This window comes from Actinoplanes sp. NPDC019969 (assembly GCF_055562375.1).
Window position 1 is genome coordinate 450,761 of the sequence record NZ_JBVHFK010000007.1, and the last position, 19,215, is coordinate 469,975.

Consider the following 19,215-nt stretch of genomic DNA (forward strand, 5'->3'; position numbering starts at 1 on the left):
CTCCCGTGCGGGTGTTCCGGATCCTGTTGACGTTCGTTCGGTTCGTTAGGTTAGCCTAACCATCTCACTCGGTCGCAGGACCGGTCGTACCCCCAGAAAGATCTGAAGATGAAGTTCTCGCAGCTTTCTTTGTCCCGTCGTGGCCTGCTGGCCGCCGGTGGCGCGGCCGGTGCCGGCGCGCTGCTCGCCGCCTGCGGCAACAACGCCGAGACCGGTTCGGCCACCGGCACCACCGCCAGCGCCGCCGCGCCCGCCGGCCCCTGGGCGTTCACCGACGACCAGCCCAAGGAGCTGAAGGCCGACAAGACCCCCAGCAAGATCGTCGCCTTCACCGGCACCGCCGCGGCACTGGTCGACCTGGGCCTGCAGGACAAGATCGTCGGTGTCTTCGGGGAGACCAAGAAGGCCGACGGCACCGCCGAGGAGCAGGCCGGCGACCTGGACATCAACAAGGTCCAGATCATCGGCAACGCCTGGGGCGAGTTCTCCGTGGAGAAGTACGCGGCGCTCCAGCCCGAGCTGCTCGTCACCCACATGTTCGACCCGGGCGCCTACTGGTACATCCCGGACGCCAGCAAGGACCAGATCCTCAAGGTCGCGCCGACCGCCACCATCACCGTCGGCCGGGTCCCGCTGAACAAGCCGATCGAGCGGTACGCCGAGCTGGCCAAGTCGCTCGGCGCCGACCTGAACGCGCCGAAGGTGACCGAGGCCAAGGCCCGCTTCGAGAAGGCCGCCGCCGACCTGACCGCGGCCGCGAAGGCCTCCGGCGGCCTGAAGGTGCTGTTCGGCTCCGGCGCCGCCGACGTCTTCTACGTCTCCAGCGCGGCGGTCAGCTCCGACCTCATGTACTTCAAGGAGCTCGGCGTCGACCTGATCATGCCCGAGGTCAAGGGCAAGGACTACTACGAGTCGCTGAGCTGGGAGAACGCCAACAAGTACGCCGCCGACGTGATCTTCCTGGACGCGCGGACCGGCACCCTGCAGCCCAACGACCTGGCCGCCAAGCCGGGCTGGAGCGCGCTGCCCGCCGTCAAGGCCAACCAGGTCTTCCCGTGGCAGGCCGTGCCGGTCTACTCGTGGGCCGGCTCCGCCCCGCTGCTGGAGGCGATCACCGCCGCCATCACCAAGTCGAAGAAGGTCTCCTGACCTGAGCCGCTTCCGGTGGCGGGCCGGTCAGGCGCCGCCACCGGGACCGGCCTCACCCGATCCGCGGCGGCGGGAACTCCGTGTCCGCGGGCAGGTCGATGCCGAAGTGGTCGCGGTACGCGGTGAGCAGCGGCTCGCCCGGCTCCAGCGGGGTCTCCGCGCGGCCCGCGCCGGTCGTGACGATCAGGGTGCGGTCGCTGATGGTGACCCTGCCGTCCGCGGTCAGCAGGGTGCAGACGGTCTTGCGGGTGAAGTGCGATGCGGGCGACGTCTGGTGATACCAGCACAGCGGCTCGAAGAAGCCCATGTCCCGGGCCCGGGTCTCCAGCCGGTACTGCGGCTTGCCGTCGCGGAGCACCTCCACGTCCCCGTCCGGCGCGTCGGCCAGCCGGAAACGGCCCGCCGGATCGTCCTGCTCGGCCCGGGAGCCGAAGTCCAGCGGGAAGACGCTGTGGTCACCGAAGCCGACGTCGACCAGCCATCGGTTCCCGAGTTCAGGGGAGGAGACCAGCAGGGCGAGGTGTGACAGCTCGCTGCCGTCGACGCGGGCCGCGACCCGGTCGACGGTGTAGCCGAGCCGCTCCAGGAGCAGCGCGAACAGGCCGTTGACCTCGAAGCAGAAACCGCCGCGGGCCCGTCGTACGATCTTGTCGAAGAGATCCTCCGGGGCGAGGGAGAGCCGTACGCCCCGGTGGATGTCGAGGTTCTCGAAGGGGACCGCGGTGAGGTGCGCGTGGTGGAGCGCGCGCAGCCGGGCCAGGTCGGCGGGGGCGGTGTGCGGCGCCCGGATCCGGTCGAGGTAGGCGTTGACGTCCATGCGCCCAGCATCGGACCTCAAGTCCGGTTCACGTCAACCCGGCACGGCCGGACCCGGGCGCCCGGGCTGTCACGGAAGCGGCTGTGGGCGGTCCTTCCTCGGGAGGGAGGCGACCACAGCCTCGTACGACGCGTCGATGGCCTCGAGAAGCTCGTCGTCCGGGATCGCGCCGCCGACCCGCAGCGTGTTCCACCCGTGCCGGCCGATGTACGCGCTGGCCGTCGCGTCGTCCGGGAACCGGGCGAGCCACTCGCCGGCGGTGTCCCGGTCCGTGCCGCACTTCACGCCGACGGTGTCCCCGCTGCCGAGGAACGCGAAGATCTTCGTGCCGACCTTGGCGACGACGTCGCCCTCCCACGGCTCGTCCTGCCAGGCGCCGGGCTTGGCGAGGCAGTAGGCGAGCAACTCCGCGCCGGTCATTGGCCGGTGTATGCCTGGAAGGTGTTCTCCGCCTGTGCCCGGGCGCGGTCCGGCTCGGTGCCGAACGCGATGTCCGCCTCGGCCCACGCGTCCGCGCTGAGCCGCATGAACGCGATGCCGTCCGGGGAGGCCGCCCACGCCATCGCGGCCTCCGGCGTGATCGTGGCCTCCGGTGTCCGCAGGTGGTTGGCCAGGCCCCAGAAGGCGCCCTCCCAGCCCAGGCCGACGGCGCCCGGGCCGTACTGCTCCCAGTGCTCGTCGTCGACGTGCGCCACGTGCTCCAGCTCGAACCGGGCGCGGCCGTCGCCCTCCGGCGTGAGCCGCACCTCGACCCAGCTCACGCCGCCGTTGAACTCCCAGGTCGCGGCGACCGCACGGGGCCGGTCGCACTTCGTGATCGTGCCGCCGGCGTTGCCCTCGAACTGGTACGTCCCGCCCTCGCGGAGGTCTCCGGAGACCGGCAGGAACCAGCGGGGGATCCGTTCGGGGTTGGTGACGACGTCCCACAGGTCGTCCACGTCGGTGTCGTAGACCTGGCTGATCGTCATCACCCGCGCCTCACCGGCCTCGAGCGTGCGGGCGCCGATCGTACGGCGTACCTCACTGATCTGCTCTTTGACGTCGATCATCGCGCACTCCTCACATCGGGATGCTCCTCGCCGACGGCCAGGCGCCGCAGGCGCTTGCCGCGTGCCACCTCGGTGGCCATCGCGGCGAGGTGCGGCGCCCAGAACCTCCGGAACGGCGCCAGCCAGTCGTCCACCTGCCGCAACGCGGTGTGATCGACAGCGTAGAGACGGCGTGCCCCGTCCGGGCGCACGGTGGCGAATCCGTTGTCACGCAGCACCTTGAGGTGCTGGGACACGGCAGGCTGGGTGATGCCGAACTCCGCGCGGATGACGGCGGTCACGGCGCCGGAGGACTGCTCACCCTCGGCGAGCAGCTCGAGGATCCGGCGCCGGACCGGATCGCCGAGTACGTCGAACGCATGCACGAGGGCACCCTATCAGACTGCGCTTATATAAGTGGAGCGTTTAGAGCATGCGGGGTACGGAAATGAGGAGCCGGGCCCGCCCGGTGGAAGGGAGGCGGACCCGGCGGCTTCATCAGGCGCGGATGCGGTTCCGGAGCAGCGCCCCGGACTCGGTCAGCGAACCCGTCCCGCTGAACGTGCCGGCGTTGCAGGTGCCCGGCCTGAGCGCCGCGCTGCCCTCGTTCGCGTCGGAGAACGTCCAGTTGGCGTAACTGATCTGCAGCCGGTCCATCAGGTCGAACCAGGCGTTGCTGCTGGCCGTGTCGACCGCGCCGTCACCGGTGTAGGTGACCGTGCCGAACTCGGTCACGAACAGCGGCAGCCGGGCCGCGGCCCGCTCCACCTCGGCGCGGTAGTTGTCCTTGTGGGACGCCGCGTAGAAGTGGAAGGTGTACATCACGTTCGAGTCGTTCACCGGGTTGTTGATGATCTCGGTGGAGTTGGAGCCCTCCGAGACGCCCAGCGACGACCATCCGCGAGTGCCGACGATCACGACGGCGTCCGGGTCGTTCGCCCGGATGACCGGGATGACCTGCTCGGCGTACGCCTTGATCTGCGCCCAGCTGACGCCGTTCGGCTCGTTGGCGATCTCGTAGATCACGTTCTTCTTGGCGGCGTTGCGGGCCGAGACCTCCCGGAAGAAGGTCTTGGCGCGCTCCAGGTTGTAGGCCGGGTCGCCGGGGTTGAGGATGTGGAAGTCGATCAGCGCGTACATGCCACGCTCGGAGGCCTCGTCGACCAGGCTGTTCACCTTGGCGGTGAAGGCTGCCGGGTTGGTCTCGTAACCCTGCTCCTGCACGTACATGGCGATCCGGAACAGGTCGGAGTTCCACTCGTTGGCGAGCACGTCGAGCGAGGCGTCGGTGTAGCAGCTCGGGAACCACTGGAGCCCGTGCGTGCTCATGCCCTTGAGCTGGACGGCCTTGCCGCTCTCGTTGCACAGCTTGGTGCCGCAGACCTTCAGCTGCCCGTTGACCTGGACCGGCGTGCCGGTGGTGGGCGGGAGAGTGGAGGTCGAGGGGGACACCGAGACCGACGGCGAGACACTCGTGCTGGGCGACGTGGGAGAACCGGTCGGCGTCGTCGTCCCGGTGCAGGCCTGGCCGTTGATCAGGCAGCTGGTCGGGCGGCCGTTGCCGTTGACGATGAACCCGAAGCTGGTCGACGCCCCGGCCGCGATCGTCGCGTTCCAGCCGGCCGGCGTGAACGTGAAGGTGGTGCCGGAGGAGGCGAGCGTCGAGTTCCACGCCTGGCCGACCGACGAGCCCGCGGGAAGGGTCAGCTCGACCTTCCACGTGCTGATCGGCGACGACGACGTGTTGCTGACCTTGATCTCACCCTGGTAGCCACCGTTCCACGTGTTGGGCACGGTGAACGCTGCCGTCTCCGCGCTGGCCGGGAGGGCGAAGAAGGCGGCGGTCGACGCTGCGGCCACGGCCAGGACCGTGGTCAGGATGGTTGCTGTTCGGCGTTTCACCAGTCATCACCTCGAGGGATGGACACGGGCCGCCGCTGGGGAACGGCAGTGGGGGAACCCGTGCTGGGAGCGCTCCCAGGGTCTCCGACTGTAACGCCTGCGTTAAACCCCGTCTATCCGAGGCGACCGTCACCGGCCGGATCGTGACCTTCGCTGTTCGCTCGCGACGGGGGAGGTCCCGCCCGCGCCCCCCTGGCGGGAGGGGCGCGAACGAGACCTTCCGTGCGGGCAGTGTCCGCGGGCCCCGCAGAGGTTGCTCGGGTGTGACCTGGATCTCACTGCGGTCTGTCGTGGTGATCGAATGGCAGACTGTCGGCGCGACCCGCCGATCCATCGAGGACTGTCCGGTGACGACCGTTGACCACGCCGCACCACGGAATGCACAGGCCCCCGGCAGATCCGTGCTGCCCGCCCGGCTCGCCGCGGCGGTGGGGGCGGCCGGGTTCGCCGTGCACCTCGCGCTCGCCGGGGAGCACGCCGGGCACGCGCCCGTCCTCCTGGCCGCCGTGGCCGCGCTCGCGCTGGTCTGCCTGCCGTGCGGCGTCTCGCTCTGGCGCCGCCCCGGCGACCGCGCCGCCTGGACGACGTTGCTGCTGCTCAGCGGTCTGATGCTGCTGCTGCACCTGGGCATGCGCCCGGACGGCCCGATGCTGGCGGTGGTCGTCGCGGTCCCGGCGCTCCAGCTTCTGCTGGGCCTGGCGTCACTGCTTCCCCCCTTGCGACGGTACGGCTGAGCCCGCGTGTTGAGTTCGGCCGTCATGTGCGCCCTAAAACAACACGCCGGGTGTGTTGAGTTCGGCCGTCATGTGCGCCCCAAATCAACACACACCGGGTGTGTTGAGTTCGGCCGTCATGTGCGCCCCAAATCAACACACCGGGGGAGGCGCTAGGCGAGCGCGGGGCGGGTGCGATCGGTGGCCAGCTTCACGGCGATGACGCCGAGCACGCCGCCCATCAGGTACCGCTGGACCCGCAGCCAGGCCGGCCGCCGGGCCAGGAACACCGCGATCGTGCCGGCCGCGGCCACGATGGTCAGGTTGACGGCCAGGCTGACGGCGATCTGCACCCCGCCGAGGAGGAAGCCCTGCGCGATCACGTGACCGTTCTCCGGGCGGACGAACTGCGGGATCAGCGACAGGTAGAGCACCGCGGCCTTGGGGTTGAGCAGGTTCGTCAGCAGGCCCATGGTGAACAGCCGGCGCGCGGAGTCCGGTTCCAGCGGGCGGGGCTCGAAGACCGACGCGCCGCCCGGCCGCAACGTCTGGAACGCGAGCCACGCCAGGTATGCCGCGCCGGCGATCTTGATAGTCTGGTACAGCTCCGGAACCGCCACGAACAGGACCGAGAGCCCCAGGTTGGTGGCGGTCAGGTAGACCAGGAACCCGAGTCCGACCCCGGCCAGCGACACCAGTCCGGCGCGGCGGCCCTGGGTGATGCTGCGGGACACCAGGTACATCATGTTCGGGCCGGGCGTGAGGACCATGCCGAGGGCGAGCGCGGAGACGGCGAGGACCGATGACAGCGTGACCATGTCTGCGAGTCTCGCGGCCCCGGTCCGGGCGGGCGAGAGCCAATCAGTCGCCGGCGGCCTCGAGGACCTCCTTGAGGCGGGCCAGGTCGGCCTGGACGCTCGCCGCGTCCTGCTCGAAGTCCTCGTCGGTCATGTCCGGCAGGCGCCGCAAGGTGAACATGATCTCGGAGCGGTCGCCGTCCGCGATGACCCGCATCGGCGCGTACACCTCGGCGCCGCCGGGCGGCCGGACCCAGTGGTCGAGCACACCCAGGTCGTTGCGCGGAGTGAAGATCAGCTCAGCCCCGTCGTCGCCGATGACCCAGCGGTCGTTCTCCCTCGTCACGGTCGTGGCCAGGCCGGACGCCCAGCGGGGGAGGTTGGCCGGGTCGGCCGCGAACGCGTACACCGCGTCGGCGGAGCGGTCGATGCGCTCGCTGAGGTACCGGGATCCGGAAGTCACTCCGGCATCCTCGCAGAAATTCCGGCCCCTTGACGGCGTACCGATTGATCGACATAGTCCGTATCCATGAATGTGACATTGTTCCGTTCTTGGAAACGGTCGGCGGCGGTCATCTCGGCCACCGTCCTCGCCACGGCACTCGTCACGGCGCCCGCGCAGGCTGCCTCCGGCCGCGGGGTGGCCGCCTACGCGACGACGATCAACGGTGACAGCGCCGACGTCTACCACCCGCGGCACGGCAACCGGCTCAAGGTCGCGCTCGTGCTCCAGGGCGCGAACGTCGACAAGTCGCAGTACTCCGGCTACGCCGCGAAACTCGCCGCGTACGGCTTCGTCGTCGTCGTGCCCAACCACAGCCGCAGCATCTTCGGCCAGAGCGGCCTCTTCCCCGAGGGCGCCCAGGCCCGCTGGACGGTGGCCTGGGCCGAGGCCGAGGACGCGAACCCGGCCTCCCCGCTCCACCAGCGGATCAACGAGGACAGGCTGGTCATCGCCGGGCACTCGTTCGGCGCCGCGGCCGCGCTCAGCCTCAGCACCGGCCTCTGCGCCATCCCGTTCTGCATGAACCCCGAGCCCGCGCCGAGCGAACTCGAGGCGATCGTCACGTACGGCGGCAACAACGTCCCCGCCGGTGGCACGGCCTCCCTGCCGGTGCCCAACACCGTGCCGGTCGGCTACATCCAGGGTCTCGCCGACGGTGTGGCGACCCCGGAGGAGGGCCGGAGCACCTACGACGTCACCGCCGGCACCCCGAAAGCGCTGATCAAGGTCACCGGGACCAACCACTACGGCATCACCGACGTCCAGAACCCGTCAGGCGCCGCGCCGGACGCCTCCCCGCAGACCCTGAACCAGGCGGTCGGCGTCGAGACCATCGCCCGCTGGTCGGCCCAGTGGCTGCTGGCCCAGACCGGCGACAGCGCCGCCAGGTGGTACGTCTACGGCGTGGGCGACGCCATCGACCGCAACGTCACCGTCACCTACGTCAGGTAGCGGAACCCGGCCCGCCGCTCCTCAGGTGCGGCCGCGCCGTCCGCGCCTGATGCCGCGCGGCGGGGGCGGCGTGGCCATGAGGTCGGCGGGCCAGGTGGCGCGGACCGTGCCGGTGGCCTCGAACTCCGCCGACAGGTCGGTCAGCAGGCGGACGGCGTCGGAGACCTGGTCGCCGGTCCACGGGAAGCCGTCGGTCTCCATGGACTCCCAGGCCTTGCGGGTGAGACCGTGCGCCTGGTCCGGAACGCCGGTCTCGACCGCGTGGTGGATCATGCCGGCGAGGACCTCGGCGACGCTCAGCGAGTGCTTGTTGGCGTCCAGGATCAGCTTGCTGCGGGCCGCCGCGTCGTGCCGGGGATGGCCGCTCATCAGGCGCATGTTGGAGAAGACGGCGCCCGCGGCGATCGAGCCGAAGACGCCGCCGGGCATCGCGAAAGTACGTTCGGTGGCGAAGTGGGCCAGATCATGCGGCACCCGGTACTTCCGGTCGTAGCCGGGTAACTGCAGCACCACGCCGTCGCCGCGGTGCAGGGTGGCGACCGTGGAACCGGTGCCGCTGTGCGCGAACACGACCAGCATGCCGCCATCCTGCCATCCACGCCGGGGATCGAGAACCGTCCGGACGGGCGACCCTACGGCACGGTGGCGACGGCCAGCAGGTGCGAGCTGGCCGCGATCAGGGCCGGCTCGGTGCTGTAGACGCGGGCCAGTTCCAGCGCGGCGGCGAAGATCTCCGGGGACGCGGAGGCCTCGGCAGCCGCCCACAGCGGACCCTCCACACCGTGCACGACGGGATCGGCGAGGCCGGCCGCCCGGAACTCGCCGGTCAGCTCCTCGACGCGGTGGAAGTAGGCGTGGGTGAACCCGAAGACGGCGTCGACCGGCGGCACCGCCGCCGTCGTCTCGTCCACGGTGGAAGCCTGGCCGCCGCGGACAGCGACGGCCAGCGATTTATCAGCGCAGGCCCTCCCGGGCGCGGGCCTCGGACGGCGCGGTGCAGGCGGTCAGCGTGCGCGCGGTGTCGATCAGCGGGACGTGGCTGAACGCCTGCGGGAAGTTGCCGACCAGGCGGCGGGCGTCGGTGTCGTACTCCTCCGACAGCAGGCCCACGTCGTTGCGCAGCGCCAGCAGCCGGGCGAACGTCTCCCGGGCCTCCTCCTGCCGGCCCATCAGCGCGTAGTTGTCGGCCAGCCAGAACGTGCACGCCAGGAACGCGCCCTCACCCGGCGGCAGGCCGTCCACGTCCACGTCGTGCCGCTGCGTGTACCGCTGGACGAAACCGTCGACGAGCAGGTTCTCCTCGATCGCGGCGACCGTCCCGCGGACCCGTTCGTCGCCGGCCGGCAGGAAACCGACCAGCGGCACCATGAGCAGGGCGGCGTCCAGTTCGGCCGAGCCGTAGTACTGGGTGAACGTCCGGCGCTCGGCGTCGTACCCCTTGGCCAGGATGTCCTCGCGGATCTCGGCCCGCAACCGCTCCCAGCGCTCGCGCGGCCCCGGCAGCCCGAACTCGTCGACCGCCTTCACCGCCCGGTCCGCTGCCACCCACGCCATCAGCTTCGAGTGGGTGAAGTGCCGCGACTCGCCGCGTACCTCCCAGATGCCCTCGTCCGGGTCGCGCCAGTGCTCCTCGACGAACTCCATCAACTGGACCTGCAGGCCCCACGCCGGGTCGTCGGCCTTCAGACCGGCCCGCCGGCCCTGGTGCAGGGCGTCCATCACCTCGCCGTAGACGTCCAGCTGGAACTGGTCGGCGGCGGCGTTGCCGATCCGGACCGGGTTGCCGTCGTACCCGGTGAGCCAGCCGGCGACGTACTCGTCGAGGCGGCGCTCGCCGGCCACCCCGTACATGATCTGCAGCTCGTCCGGGTTGCCGGCGATGGCCCGCAGCAACCACTTGCGCCACGCCTTCGCCTCGCTCTGGAACCCGGAGAACAGCAGCGACTGCAGGGTGATCGTGGCGTCCCGCAGCCAGCAGAACCGGTAGTCCCAGTTGCGCACGCCGCCCAGCTTCTCCGGCAGGCTGGTGGTGGCGGCCGCGACGATCCCGCCGGTCGGCGCGTACGTCAGCGCCTTCAGCGTGAGCAGCGAGCGGACCACGGCGTCGCGCCACTCGCCCTCGTACGTGCACGCCGACACCCAGCCACGCCAGTAACCCTCGGTGACGCCGAGCTGGTGCACCGGGTCGATCGTCTCCGGCGCCGGCAGGTGCGACGGTCGCCAGGTGAGCACGAACGGCACCCGGTCGCCGGCCTTCACCGTGATGGTGGCCCGGGTCGACAGGTTCTCGCCGTGCAGCTCGGCGGGGGTGTGCAGCCAGGCCGAATCCGGGCCGGCGACCGCGACCAGGGCGTCCTGCTCGCGGTACACCCACGGGACGACCTTGCCGTAGTCGAACCGCAGCCGCAGCGTCATCTCCAGGTCGACCTGGCCGCGTACGCCCTCCACGATCCGCACCAGCGACGGCGACTCGGTGGTGCGCGGCGGCATGAAGTCGATCAGGCGGACCATGCCGCCGCCGGTCTCGAACTCCGTCTCGAGGACCATCGTCTCGTCGCGGTACCGCCGGCGCACCGTGTGCTCGCCGGCCGGCGCGATCGTCCAGTGCCCGTTCTCCGCGTCCCCGAGCAGGGCCGCGAAGATCGCGCCGGAGTCGAACCGGGGCACGCAGAGCCAGTCGATCGACCCGTTGCGCCCGACCAGCGCGCACGTCTGGGTGTCCGCGATGATCGCGTAATCCTCGATCGGGAGCGCCATGATCCTGCCTAGCCCGGGATGGTGTCCCCGTCGCCGGTGCGCTTCTGCGCCTCGTCGACGCCCCGGTCCACGTGCTGGGAGTACTTGCCGCCGGTGCGGTCGTCGATCTGGTCGCCGCCCTTCTCGAGAGCCTGATCCACCTGCTCGTCGTGCTGGTCCGCGAACTCTTTGGCCTTGCCGAGGAAGTCACTCATGCACCGACGATTCCCGGTGGCGCGCCACTCAAACAGACTCGCCCGGCACGCTCTCCTCCAGGTCCGCCAGCACCGCGACCGCGGCCTGCGGCGGACGGGGGAAGAACGCGCCCCGCGGCCGGAACATCACCGGGCACGGGATCACCTCGAACGTCTTCTCGCCCTGGAAGACCCGCACGAACCAGCGGTGCGAGCCGTCGTCGCCGATCTCCAGCCCGGTGATCTCGTCCAGCGGGATCCGGTAGCTGCGGGTGATCCAGTGCTGGGTGACCGCCTCGTCGTCGATCACCGTGCGCACCCGGAACGAACCCAGCGGGAAGAGCGCGGACACCACGATCAGGAAGATCCCGAAGACCGCCTTCGACACGGTGTCGACGGCCGGGTCCGCCACCACCGACAGGATCACCGCGACCAGGCCGCCCGCCAGCGCCAGCAGAAAGAACGAGCACCAGAGCAGCCACGGGACGTGCCGGTAGGTACGGATCGACATGCGCACATGGTGCGATGCCGTGTCACGCTTGGTTCATCCGACCCCGTCGAACGCGGAGGACCAGATGACCGACGCGAGTTTCGCCCGGCCGCGTGCCGAGACCTTCGAACACGCGGGCGCCACCGTCGAACTCGTCGACGCGTCCACCCTGCTGGCCGCCGCCCGGGTCAACCCGGTCGAGCTGTTGCGCCGGGCCACCTGGCCGGCGCCGGTGCAGCGGGTCGACCTGACCGTCGACGGGACCGGCGGGCCCGAGCACGTGTTCACCGCCCGGATCACCACGGTGCCGTCCGCCAGCCAGACGCAGAAGATGATGCGCGGGTTCGTGCTCAACATCGACCCGCTCGGCCCGATCCTGGCCCGCCGCATCGCCGACGGGGACCAGGTGGTGACGCGGCTCGTCGACGGCGTGGGCACGGCCGCCGCGGCGGCGTACCGGAAACTGGGTCTCGACAAGCCCGCCGACCGCGAACCGGAACTTCTCGCCGACGCCGCCGCCGGTATCGAGGCCACCGTGACGTACGAGGCCGGCGTCGCCACCCTGCGCAGCCGCGTCCCGCGCGACGAGGTCGGCGCCGCGCACCTGCGGGCGTTCGTCGTCCTCACCCTGCAGGCCGTGGCCGAGCTGGCCGGGCCGGGCGCGCTGGCCGGCCGGCAGTACGTGATCAGCCGGGAGGGTTTCGCGAAGACCCCGCCGACCACCCAGACCGTCACCCTCGACATGGTCGGCGGGCTCACCGAGGTGGTCGCCGAGCTGCGCCAGATCGCCGTCTCGTTCCGGCATCCGGAGGCGATGGCGCGGTGGGGCGCGCGGCGCCCGCAGGGACTGCTGATGTACGGGCCACCCGGCACCGGCAAGACCATGCTGTCCCGGGCGCTCGCCAACGAGATCGGCGCCGACTTCCGGGAGATCCGCACCCCGGAGATCCTCGACAAGTGGCTCGGCGGCTCCGAGCGCAACATCAAGCAGATCTTCCGGGACGCCCGCCGCTACCGGACACCGACGCTCATGCTGTTCGACGAGTTCGACTCGATCGTCAGCTACGCCGGGGCGGGCGGAGACGCGGCCAGCCAGGCCCTCAACGCGGTCGCCGGGATCTTCAAGCAGGAGATGAACGACCTGATCGAGGAGAACCCGAACGTCATCGTCGTCGCCACCACCAACTTCCCGCAGCGGGTCGACGAGTCGCTGATCCGGTCCGGCCGTTTCGATGTGAAGATCAGCGTGCCCCGGCCGGACGAGACGAGCCGTGCCGAGATCTTCCGCAAGATGATCCGCGGGCTGATCAGCGCGCACGAGACGCCCGGCTTCCGGATGTTCGGCGACGACCTGGACGTGGCCGCGCTCGGGGTGGCCAGCGGCGGGATGACCGGCGCCGACATCAAGGAGGTGTTGCGCCGGGTGCAGCTGGCCAAGGCGATGCAGGACGCGCGGGGCGGCGCTGTCACCCCGATCTCCCAGCACGACCTGATCAAGGCCATCGAGACCCTGCACGGCGGATGATCTACGTTGGACGCATGACGATCCTCGAGTTCCCGCAGCCGCCGGCGCCGAACGGGTTCAGCCCCGCCGTCGTGGTGGCGGCGGGCAGCCGGATGGTGCACACCTCGGGACAGGTGGCGATCGGCGCGGACGGTGTGGCGCCGGACGGTGTGGCGCCGGACGGTTGGGAGGCTCAGACCCGGCTGGTGTTCCAGAACCTCGGGTCGGTCCTCGCCGCGGCCGGGGCGACCTGGGCCGACGTGGTCAAACTGACGTACTTCGTGACCGGCACGCCCGACCTGCCGACGGTGCGCCGGGTCCGCGACGAGTTCGTCGACGTGACCCGGCCACCGGCGAGTTCCCTGGTCGAGGTCGCCGGCCTGTTCCGCGACGACCTGCTGATCGAGATCGAAGCCGTGGCCGCCCTTTCGTCCTGACCGATCCCCGCCCTCCTCCCCCTCGCCGGCCCTGGCCGCTACCGCACCTTTTGCCCCTTTCGTTGAGCGTCGTTGCGATGGGAGACGGCGCCGGCGACACCGTCCTCGAGCGCGGTTGCGGTGGGGAGGGCGGCAGCTTTCTGGAGCGCCGTTGCGGTGGTCAGGTGTCGCGGCGGGACAGGACGACGGCCGCGGCGGTCAGCAAGACCACGGTGGTGGCGGCCAGGACGGCGAAACCCGGCCACGGATCCAGCAGGAACGGATCCGCGGTCGTGGAGACGACCCGGAGACCGGCGGTGGACGGCCAGAACCGCATCATCCAGCGGGCCAGCGCCTCCGGCAGGGCCGTGATGAAGATCGGGACGAGCAGCAGCGCGCCGATCACGATGGCCAGCGCGGCCGCCGAGGACCGGGTGAGCACACCGAGGGCGAGGCCGATCAGGGCGGTCGCGGTCAGGTAGAGGCCGGCGCCGAAGACGGCCCGGAACGTACCCGGATCACCGAGCACCGCGGACGGCGTCTCCTGGCCGACCAGCACCTGCCGGGCGGTGAGGAAGGCGGTGAACGCCGCCGCCGTCCCGGCCGCCAGGGTGGTCATGCCGACCGTGACGGCTTTGGCGGCCAGGACACGCGGCCGGTTCGGGACCGCGGTCAAGGTGGACCGCAGCGTGCCGCCGCCGGTCTCGGCAGTGAACGCCAGCAGCCCCAGAGTTCCGGCGATGACCTGCGTCATCAGGATCGCGGAGAGGCTGACCCGTACCGGGTCGAAGTCGCCGCCGTCCCACTGCCGGGCCTGGGCGTGCGCGAACAGGGCCGCGAACCCACCGGTCACCGCGATCAGCGCGGCCAGCAGCACCGCCGGCGCCCGCAACGACCAGAACTTGATCCACTCCGCGTGCAGGGCGGCGGTCATCGGGCCCCTCCGGCCATGTGGGCATCGCGCACGGCTGCTGCCGGGCCTGCGGGCGGGGCGGTGGCGGACATGAAGACGTCCTCGAGGGAACGCCGGTGCGGTGTCAACCCGGTGAGGACGGTCTGGTTGATCAGGGCGAGGCGGCCGATCCCGTACGCGTCGAAGCCGGACACCAGCCACCCGCCCTCCGCGAGATCACGAACCTCCGCCCCGGCGGTGCGCAGCGCCGCCCCGAACGCCGCATCCTCCGCGCGGACCAGCAGCTCAGCGGGCGCGGAACGGTCCAGGAACCCGGTCAGCGACGTGTCGGCCACCAGCCGCCCACGGTTGATCACGACGAGATGGTCGGCGGTCAGTTCCATCTCGCTCATCAGATGGCTGGACAGGACGACGGTGCGGCCTTCGGCGGCGAGGTCCCGCAGCAGTCCGCGCACCCAGGCGATGCCGGCCGGGTCGAGACCGTTGATCGGTTCGTCGAGCAGCAGCAGCGGCGGATCCCCGAGCAGGGCGGCGGCGATCCCGAGCCGCTGCTTCATGCCGAGCGAGTAGGTGCCGGCCGGGTTCCCGGCGACCGCTGTCAGGCCGACCAGTTCCAGAACCTCACCGACGCGGCGTGTGCTCACCCGATTGCTTGCGGCGAGCGCATGCAGATGCGCCAGACCGGACCGGTGCGGATGTACGCCGTGCGCGTCCAGCAACACCCCCACCTCCCGCATCGGCGCGGCCAGGTGGGTGTAGCGCCGGCCGCCGACCAGCGCGCTCCCCGCATCCGGCCGTTGCAGCCCCAGCGCCAGCAGCATGGTGGTGGTCTTCCCGGCCCCGTTCGGCCCGAGGAACCCGGTCACCCGCCCGGCCCGGAACCCGACCGTCAGCTCATCGACCGCGGTCGTGCCGTCGTACCGTTTCGTCAGTCCCCGAATCTCCAACATGCCGGGAAGCGTGGCCCGCCCTCCTGACCACTCCCGCAGAGTCCCTGTGAATCCTCCCGCAGCTCCGGCTCCCTCACCCACCGACACGATCGCCTCGCTTGACACAACTGGCGCGGTCGGCGGACCCGGGCGATCCCTGCCCGAGCGGGGGCATGACGTGGGCGGGTCGGTGATCAGGGCGGGCGTGGGTGCCGGGACGCGGCGGGCAGCCGGATGCGGAAGGTGGCGCCGCCGGACGGTGGGCTGAGCGCCTGCACCTGGCCGCCGTGGGCGGTGACCAGGGAACGGGCGATGGACAGGCCGAGCCCGGCGCCACCCCGGCCGGAGCGGGTGCGGGCGGTGTCGCCGCGGTGGAACCGCTCGAAGATGGCCTCCGCCTGGCCGGACGGCACACCGGGCCCGCTGTCGGCGATCTCCAGGATGGACTCGTCGCCGTTCGTGCCGGAGCGGATCCGGACCGGCGAGCCCGGTGGGGTGTGCGCGTGCACGTTGCCGACCAGGTTGGTGACGACCTGGCGCAGGCGGGCCTCGTCGCCGAGAACCGGGGCGGCCTCGGGTGGGCCGGTGCCTGCCAGGCCGCTGAGGGTGATCGGGCGCTCCGGGCCGAGCGCGCGCAGGCTCTCCAGCGCGTCCACGGCGAGCGTCCGTAGATCCATCGGCGCCATGTCGAGCGGCAGCGCAGCGTTCCCACCGGCTGGAGTGGCGCCGGGTGGGGCGGTGTCGTGGTGCGCCTCGTCGAGGCGGGCCAGCAGAAGCAGGTTCTCGACCAGGTCGGTGAGGCGGCGGGCCTCGGTGTCGATGCGCCGCATGGTGCGGGTGACGTCGGTGTCACCGCCCATGAGATGGAGTTCGGCCGAGCCGGCGATGCCGAACAGCGGGGTCCGCAACTCGTGGCTCACATCGGCCACGAACCGCCGCATCCGCGCTTCGGACGCGGCTTTCCCGGCGACACCACGTTCGATCTGATCGAGCATGCCGTTGAGCACATCGGTGAGCCGATCCACCTCCGACCCCGAAAAGCCGAGAGATCCAGGCCGGCCGAGAGATCCAGGCGTGCCGGAGGGGCTGGGCGGGCCGAGGGATCCGGGCGCGTCGGAGGGGCTGGGCGGGCCGGAGGACCCAGGCGCATCGGAGGACCCCGGCGGGCCGAGAGACCCGAACGCGTCGGAGGATCGAGGCCGCCCGAGAGAGGCCGGAAAGCCGTGCGAGCCAGGGCCCGCCCGGGTCGGGATGCGTCTGCTCAGGTCGCCGTGGGAGATGGCGAGTGCGGCCTCCTCGATGGCCCGCAACGGCCGGAACGCTGTCCGGATCGCCGCCCAACCGGCCGCGCCGAGCACCACCACGAGCGCGGCGCCGGTGATCAGGCAGACCATCCGTAGCCGGTTCATGATGGCGTCGACGGCGGCGAGGGAGGCCGAGACGGCGACGACCCCGCCGTCCCGCCGCGGGAGGACGATGCGCCGCCACGGGGAACCGTCGGCGCCGGTGGCCGCGGTGACCGTGCCGGCCGGCGGCAGGGACGCGCCGGCGGCGGGCGGCTCCGGCATCGGCGGGTCCCGGACGGTCCGGGTCTGTCCCTCGAACCGGCCGAGGTCGTCCAGGTAGACGGCGTGCAGGTCGCTGACCAGGTCGAGGCCGCCGAGCAGCCGGTCCGAGGCGGCCCGGTCGGTCTGCCGCAGCAGGACGAGGTCGATCCGCGACATCAGCTGGCCGACGGCGGTCACCTGCCGGTCCACCCGGTCGACCAGGTGCTGCCGCAGCACCCCGGCCACCAGCACGTCGCTGATCACGATCCCGGCCACCAGCAGCGCGAGCGCGATGCCGACCAGCCGGATCCGCAGGGAGCCCAGGGGCGCGGCTGTCGCCGTACGACAGAGGGAAGGAGACCTCATGGCGGGGCCTTCAGCAGGAAGCCCTCGCCACGCCGGGTCCGGATCAGCCGCGGCTCGGTGTTGTCGATCTTGCGGCGGAGGTAGCTCACGTAGGTGTCGACGATGCTGGTGTCGCCGGCGAAGTCGTAACGCCACACCTCGGCGAGGATCCGCTCCTTGGAGACGACCCGGCCGGCATTGGCCACCAGGAACCGGAGCAGCCGGAACTCGGTGGGGGACAGGCGCACCACCCGCCCGGCCCGGGTCACCTCCTGCCGCTCGGCGTCGAGGGTGAGGTCGCCGACGGTCTGCCCGCCCGCGCCGGCGCGCCGCAGCACCGCCTCGATCCGGGCGATCAGCTCCCGCAGGTGGAACGGCTTGGTCACGTAGTCGTCGCCACCCGCGGTGAGCCCGGTGATCTTGTCGTCGGGCGCGTCCCGGGCGCTGAGGAACAGCACCGGGACCCGCCCGCCCGCCGCCCGCAGCCGCCGGACCACCTCGAACCCGTCCATGCCCGGCAGCATCACGTCGAGCAGGATCAGGTCGGGTGGCTCACGGGCGGCCAGGGCCACCGCCTCGGCGCCGGTGGCCGCCGACACCACGGTGAAACCGGCGAACCGGAGCGCCTCGGAGAGCAGCTCACGGACGGTCGCCTCGTCGTCCACCACCAACAGCCGCCGCATGCCTGCGAAACTATCGTCCACCTACGACATTTCCCGGCCACTCTGAGAGAACTCTCAGGCGAGGGCGCGCCGCTCCAGGAAGTCGTACACGTCGCGGTTGTCGACGCCGGGGAAGGTGCCCGGGGGCAGGGCGGCGAGCAGGTGCGAGTGCACCCGGGCGCTGGGCCAGGCGTTGCCCGCCCAGCGGTCCACCAGGCCGGTGGGCGGGCGGCGGCAGCAGTCCGGGTCGGGGCAGTGCGAGACGGTACGCCCGGACACGTCGCCGCCGCGGAACCAGCGGGCGTGCTCGTACGGCGTCCCCACCGTCACCGAGAACAGGCCCGAGCTGGTCGCCTCCACGTGCACCGTGCACCAGTACGTCCCGGCGGTGGTGTCGGTGAACTGGTAGAACGACGAGTACGGATCCTCGGCCTCGAAGACCGTCCGGGACGCCCACTTGCGGCACACCGGCTGCCCCTCGATCGCCCCGGTCACGTCCGACGGGAAGCGCACGTTGTCGTTCTCGTACGCCTTGTAGACGATCCCGCTCTCGTGCACCCGCGCGAAGTGCACCGGGATGCCGAAGTGGTGTGTCGCCAGGTTGGTGAACCGGTGCGCCGCCGTCTCGTAGGACACCCCGAACGCGTCCCGGAAGTCGTCGATCGCCAGCGCCCGGTCGGCTTTCGCCTCGGCGAGGAAGTCCACGGCGAACTTCTCCGGCATCAGCAGCGCCGCCGCGAAGTAGTTGACCTCGACCCGCTGCCGCAGGAAGTCGCCGTAGTCGGCGGGGTCGGCGTGCCCGAGCACGAAGTGCCCGAGCGTCTGCAGCACCACGGCCCGCGGGTCGTGGCCCTTCCCGCTGGCGACCTGGGGGAGATAGATCCGGCGGTTCTTCAGGTCGGTGACCGACCGGGTGGAGGTCGGCAGGTCGTTGACGTAGTGCAGGCTGAACCCGATCTGCGCGGCGATGTCGAGGATGCCGCGCTGGGACAGCGGGCCGGTGGTGTGGCGTACCGATTGCAGGACCTTGGCCGCCGCCGCCTCGATCTCGGCGAAGTAGTTGTTGCGCCGCCGCATGTCGGCGCGCAGCTGGGCGTTGGCCCGCCGCGCCACCTCGGGGGTGGCGCTCTGCTCGGTGAGCACCCGGTTGATCTCCCGGTGCAGCCCGATCAGCGACTCCAGGGCGTCGGCCGGCAGCCGCCGCCCGGCCTTCACCGCCGGCAGGCCGAGCGCGTGATAGGTGGGGCTCTGCTGGAAGCGGGCCAGCTCGATCTCCAGGGCGGCGCGCCGGCTGGGCGCCTCCGGGCGCAGAAGATCCTGCATGGGTACGCCGAGCGCGCCCGCGATCGCCTGCAGCACCGACAGTTTCGGCTCCCGCTTGCCGTTCTCGATCAGCGACAGCTGCGAGGGCGCCCGGCCGACGGCGTCGCTGAGCTGGTCGAGGGTCAGGCCCCGGGTGCGCCGGAGGTGTCGCAGGCGCTGCCCGAGGGTCACCAGATCGACAGCGGGCTCATCAGAAGGTGAAGCGGTCACGGGTTTCACCTTATCAGAATTTTTGCGATTCTTTCCTCGATCTACCCCTTCATTGGGGCTGGTGGGATCCCTGAGAGTGAAGTT

At 71.2% G+C, this 19,215-nt stretch carries 22 protein-coding genes; 5 read left to right on the forward strand and 17 right to left on the reverse strand.

The features are described from left to right. Positions 1–108: 108 nt before the first annotated feature. On the forward strand, positions 109–1,149 hold the full coding sequence (locus ACZ3II_RS23235; protein WP_465519795.1) for an ABC transporter substrate-binding protein: 1,041 nt from the start codon (positions 109–111) through the stop codon (positions 1,147–1,149). Positions 1,150–1,201: 52 nt separating this feature from the next. Here ACZ3II_RS23235 and ACZ3II_RS23240 read toward each other — a convergent pair whose 3' ends face one another. The 5 genes from ACZ3II_RS23240 to ACZ3II_RS23260 all read right to left on the reverse strand — a co-directional run bounded on the left by ACZ3II_RS23240 (position 1,202) and on the right by ACZ3II_RS23260 (position 4,896). Next, positions 1,202–1,966 carry an arylamine N-acetyltransferase family protein gene (locus tag ACZ3II_RS23240; protein WP_465519796.1) on the reverse strand — a complete coding sequence of 255 codons (765 nt, stop codon included), beginning with the start codon at positions 1,964–1,966 and terminating at the stop codon, positions 1,202–1,204. 69 nt (positions 1,967–2,035) lie between these two features. Further along, positions 2,036–2,386 carry an MmcQ/YjbR family DNA-binding protein gene (locus ACZ3II_RS23245; protein ID WP_465519797.1) on the reverse strand — a complete coding sequence of 117 codons (351 nt, stop codon included), beginning with the start codon at positions 2,384–2,386 and terminating at the stop codon, positions 2,036–2,038. Further along, on the reverse strand, positions 2,383–3,015 hold the full coding sequence (locus tag ACZ3II_RS23250) for an SRPBCC family protein (protein WP_465519798.1): 633 nt from the start codon (positions 3,013–3,015) through the stop codon (positions 2,383–2,385). Before ACZ3II_RS23250 ends, ACZ3II_RS23245 begins: the two co-directional genes overlap by 4 nt. Then, positions 3,012–3,380 (reverse strand): ArsR/SmtB family transcription factor, encoded by a 369-nt coding sequence (locus ACZ3II_RS23255; protein WP_465519799.1) that lies wholly within the window; start codon positions 3,378–3,380, stop codon positions 3,012–3,014. Before ACZ3II_RS23255 ends, ACZ3II_RS23250 begins: the two co-directional genes overlap by 4 nt. A gap of 112 nt (positions 3,381–3,492) precedes the next feature. Next, positions 3,493–4,896: a cellulase family glycosylhydrolase gene (locus ACZ3II_RS23260; protein WP_465519800.1), complete on the reverse strand. Its 1,404-nt coding sequence runs from the start codon at positions 4,894–4,896 to the stop codon at positions 3,493–3,495. 347 nt (positions 4,897–5,243) lie between these two features. Here ACZ3II_RS23260 and ACZ3II_RS23265 point away from each other — a divergent pair, with 347 nt between their 5' ends. After that, complete coding sequence (locus tag ACZ3II_RS23265) at positions 5,244–5,630, forward strand: hypothetical protein (protein WP_465519801.1); 387 nt, start codon at positions 5,244–5,246, stop codon at positions 5,628–5,630. A 152-nt stretch (positions 5,631–5,782) separates the two neighbouring features. Here ACZ3II_RS23265 and ACZ3II_RS23270 read toward each other — a convergent pair whose 3' ends face one another. After that, positions 5,783–6,427: a LysE family translocator gene (locus ACZ3II_RS23270; RefSeq protein WP_465519802.1), complete on the reverse strand. Its 645-nt coding sequence runs from the start codon at positions 6,425–6,427 to the stop codon at positions 5,783–5,785. A gap of 43 nt (positions 6,428–6,470) precedes the next feature. Continuing rightward, positions 6,471–6,869 carry an SRPBCC family protein gene (locus ACZ3II_RS23275; protein ID WP_465519803.1) on the reverse strand — a complete coding sequence of 133 codons (399 nt, stop codon included), beginning with the start codon at positions 6,867–6,869 and terminating at the stop codon, positions 6,471–6,473. A 66-nt stretch (positions 6,870–6,935) separates the two neighbouring features. Between ACZ3II_RS23275 and ACZ3II_RS23280 the strand changes: the two genes are divergently transcribed. Continuing rightward, positions 6,936–7,862, forward strand: coding sequence for an alpha/beta hydrolase family protein (locus tag ACZ3II_RS23280; RefSeq protein ID WP_465519804.1), 927 nt, complete (start codon positions 6,936–6,938; stop codon positions 7,860–7,862). Positions 7,863–7,883: 21 nt separating this feature from the next. Here ACZ3II_RS23280 and ACZ3II_RS23285 read toward each other — a convergent pair whose 3' ends face one another. The 5 genes from ACZ3II_RS23285 to ACZ3II_RS23305 are packed head-to-tail and all read right to left on the reverse strand — an operon-like array spanning position 7,884 to position 11,303. After that, positions 7,884–8,441: a hypothetical protein gene (locus ACZ3II_RS23285; RefSeq protein WP_465519805.1), complete on the reverse strand. Its 558-nt coding sequence runs from the start codon at positions 8,439–8,441 to the stop codon at positions 7,884–7,886. A 53-nt stretch (positions 8,442–8,494) separates the two neighbouring features. Then, a complete protein-coding gene (locus ACZ3II_RS23290) occupies positions 8,495–8,773 on the reverse strand; it encodes a hypothetical protein (protein WP_465519806.1) in 279 nt (92 codons plus the stop codon). 43 nt (positions 8,774–8,816) lie between these two features. Continuing rightward, on the reverse strand, positions 8,817–10,619 hold the full coding sequence (locus tag ACZ3II_RS23295) for a glycoside hydrolase family 15 protein (RefSeq protein WP_465519807.1): 1,803 nt from the start codon (positions 10,617–10,619) through the stop codon (positions 8,817–8,819). 8 nt (positions 10,620–10,627) lie between these two features. Continuing rightward, positions 10,628–10,813 (reverse strand): antitoxin, encoded by a 186-nt coding sequence (locus ACZ3II_RS23300; RefSeq protein ID WP_043533728.1) that lies wholly within the window; start codon positions 10,811–10,813, stop codon positions 10,628–10,630. Positions 10,814–10,841: 28 nt separating this feature from the next. Further along, a complete protein-coding gene (locus ACZ3II_RS23305; RefSeq protein WP_465519808.1) occupies positions 10,842–11,303 on the reverse strand; it encodes a hypothetical protein in 462 nt (153 codons plus the stop codon). Positions 11,304–11,367: 64 nt separating this feature from the next. On the opposite strand from ACZ3II_RS23305, the gene ACZ3II_RS23310 reads away from it, so the two are divergent. Together ACZ3II_RS23310 and ACZ3II_RS23315 are read left to right on the forward strand one after the other, a co-directional pair. After that, a complete protein-coding gene (locus ACZ3II_RS23310; RefSeq protein WP_465519809.1) occupies positions 11,368–12,807 on the forward strand; it encodes an ATP-binding protein in 1,440 nt (479 codons plus the stop codon). Positions 12,808–12,821: 14 nt separating this feature from the next. Then, on the forward strand, positions 12,822–13,223 hold the full coding sequence (locus tag ACZ3II_RS23315; RefSeq protein ID WP_465519810.1) for a RidA family protein: 402 nt from the start codon (positions 12,822–12,824) through the stop codon (positions 13,221–13,223). 160 nt (positions 13,224–13,383) lie between these two features. Here the strand turns inward: ACZ3II_RS23315 and ACZ3II_RS23320 are convergent, their stop codons facing one another. From ACZ3II_RS23320 to ACZ3II_RS23340, 5 genes are all read right to left on the reverse strand, one after another. Beyond that, complete coding sequence (locus tag ACZ3II_RS23320; protein WP_465519811.1) at positions 13,384–14,136, reverse strand: ABC transporter permease; 753 nt, start codon at positions 14,134–14,136, stop codon at positions 13,384–13,386. Then, entirely contained in the window at positions 14,133–15,065 is a 933-nt protein-coding gene (locus ACZ3II_RS23325) for an ATP-binding cassette domain-containing protein (RefSeq protein WP_465519812.1), read from the reverse strand. Before ACZ3II_RS23325 ends, ACZ3II_RS23320 begins: the two co-directional genes overlap by 4 nt. A gap of 173 nt (positions 15,066–15,238) precedes the next feature. Continuing rightward, entirely contained in the window at positions 15,239–16,957 is a 1,719-nt protein-coding gene (locus ACZ3II_RS23330) for a HAMP domain-containing sensor histidine kinase (protein ID WP_465519813.1), read from the reverse strand. Continuing rightward, on the reverse strand, positions 16,954–17,619 hold the full coding sequence (locus tag ACZ3II_RS23335) for a response regulator transcription factor (protein ID WP_465519814.1): 666 nt from the start codon (positions 17,617–17,619) through the stop codon (positions 16,954–16,956). Before ACZ3II_RS23335 ends, ACZ3II_RS23330 begins: the two co-directional genes overlap by 4 nt. Positions 17,620–17,673: 54 nt before the next feature. Then, positions 17,674–19,131 carry a helix-turn-helix domain-containing protein gene (locus tag ACZ3II_RS23340; RefSeq protein ID WP_465519815.1) on the reverse strand — a complete coding sequence of 486 codons (1,458 nt, stop codon included), beginning with the start codon at positions 19,129–19,131 and terminating at the stop codon, positions 17,674–17,676. Positions 19,132–19,215 lie beyond the last annotated feature (84 nt).

Excerpts from the sequence above, each read along its gene's own strand:
- ACZ3II_RS23235 (WP_465519795.1), top strand. The coding sequence starts at position 109 with ATGAAGTTCTCGCAGCTTTCTTTGTCCCGTCGTGGCCTGCTGGCCGCC.
- ACZ3II_RS23315 (WP_465519810.1), top strand. The coding sequence starts at position 12,822 with ATGACGATCCTCGAGTTCCCGCAGCCGCCGGCGCCGAACGGGTTCAGC.
- ACZ3II_RS23295 (WP_465519807.1), bottom strand. The coding sequence starts at position 10,619 with ATGGCGCTCCCGATCGAGGATTACGCGATCATCGCGGACACCCAGACG.
- ACZ3II_RS23325 (WP_465519812.1), bottom strand. The coding sequence starts at position 15,065 with ATGTTGGAGATTCGGGGACTGACGAAACGGTACGACGGCACGACCGCG.
- ACZ3II_RS23305 (WP_465519808.1), bottom strand. The coding sequence starts at position 11,303 with ATGTCGATCCGTACCTACCGGCACGTCCCGTGGCTGCTCTGGTGCTCG.
- ACZ3II_RS23250 (WP_465519798.1), bottom strand. The coding sequence starts at position 3,015 with ATGATCGACGTCAAAGAGCAGATCAGTGAGGTACGCCGTACGATCGGC.
- ACZ3II_RS23280 (WP_465519804.1), top strand. The coding sequence starts at position 6,936 with ATGAATGTGACATTGTTCCGTTCTTGGAAACGGTCGGCGGCGGTCATC.
- ACZ3II_RS23285 (WP_465519805.1), bottom strand. The coding sequence starts at position 8,441 with ATGCTGGTCGTGTTCGCGCACAGCGGCACCGGTTCCACGGTCGCCACC.
- ACZ3II_RS23240 (WP_465519796.1), bottom strand. The coding sequence starts at position 1,966 with ATGGACGTCAACGCCTACCTCGACCGGATCCGGGCGCCGCACACCGCC.
- ACZ3II_RS23330 (WP_465519813.1), bottom strand. The coding sequence starts at position 16,957 with ATGAGGTCTCCTTCCCTCTGTCGTACGGCGACAGCCGCGCCCCTGGGC.
- ACZ3II_RS23300 (WP_043533728.1), bottom strand. The coding sequence starts at position 10,813 with ATGAGTGACTTCCTCGGCAAGGCCAAAGAGTTCGCGGACCAGCACGAC.
- ACZ3II_RS23320 (WP_465519811.1), bottom strand. The coding sequence starts at position 14,136 with ATGACCGCCGCCCTGCACGCGGAGTGGATCAAGTTCTGGTCGTTGCGG.
- ACZ3II_RS23335 (WP_465519814.1), bottom strand. The coding sequence starts at position 17,619 with ATGCGGCGGCTGTTGGTGGTGGACGACGAGGCGACCGTCCGTGAGCTG.
- ACZ3II_RS23245 (WP_465519797.1), bottom strand. The coding sequence starts at position 2,386 with ATGACCGGCGCGGAGTTGCTCGCCTACTGCCTCGCCAAGCCCGGCGCC.
- ACZ3II_RS23270 (WP_465519802.1), bottom strand. The coding sequence starts at position 6,427 with ATGGTCACGCTGTCATCGGTCCTCGCCGTCTCCGCGCTCGCCCTCGGC.
- ACZ3II_RS23310 (WP_465519809.1), top strand. The coding sequence starts at position 11,368 with ATGACCGACGCGAGTTTCGCCCGGCCGCGTGCCGAGACCTTCGAACAC.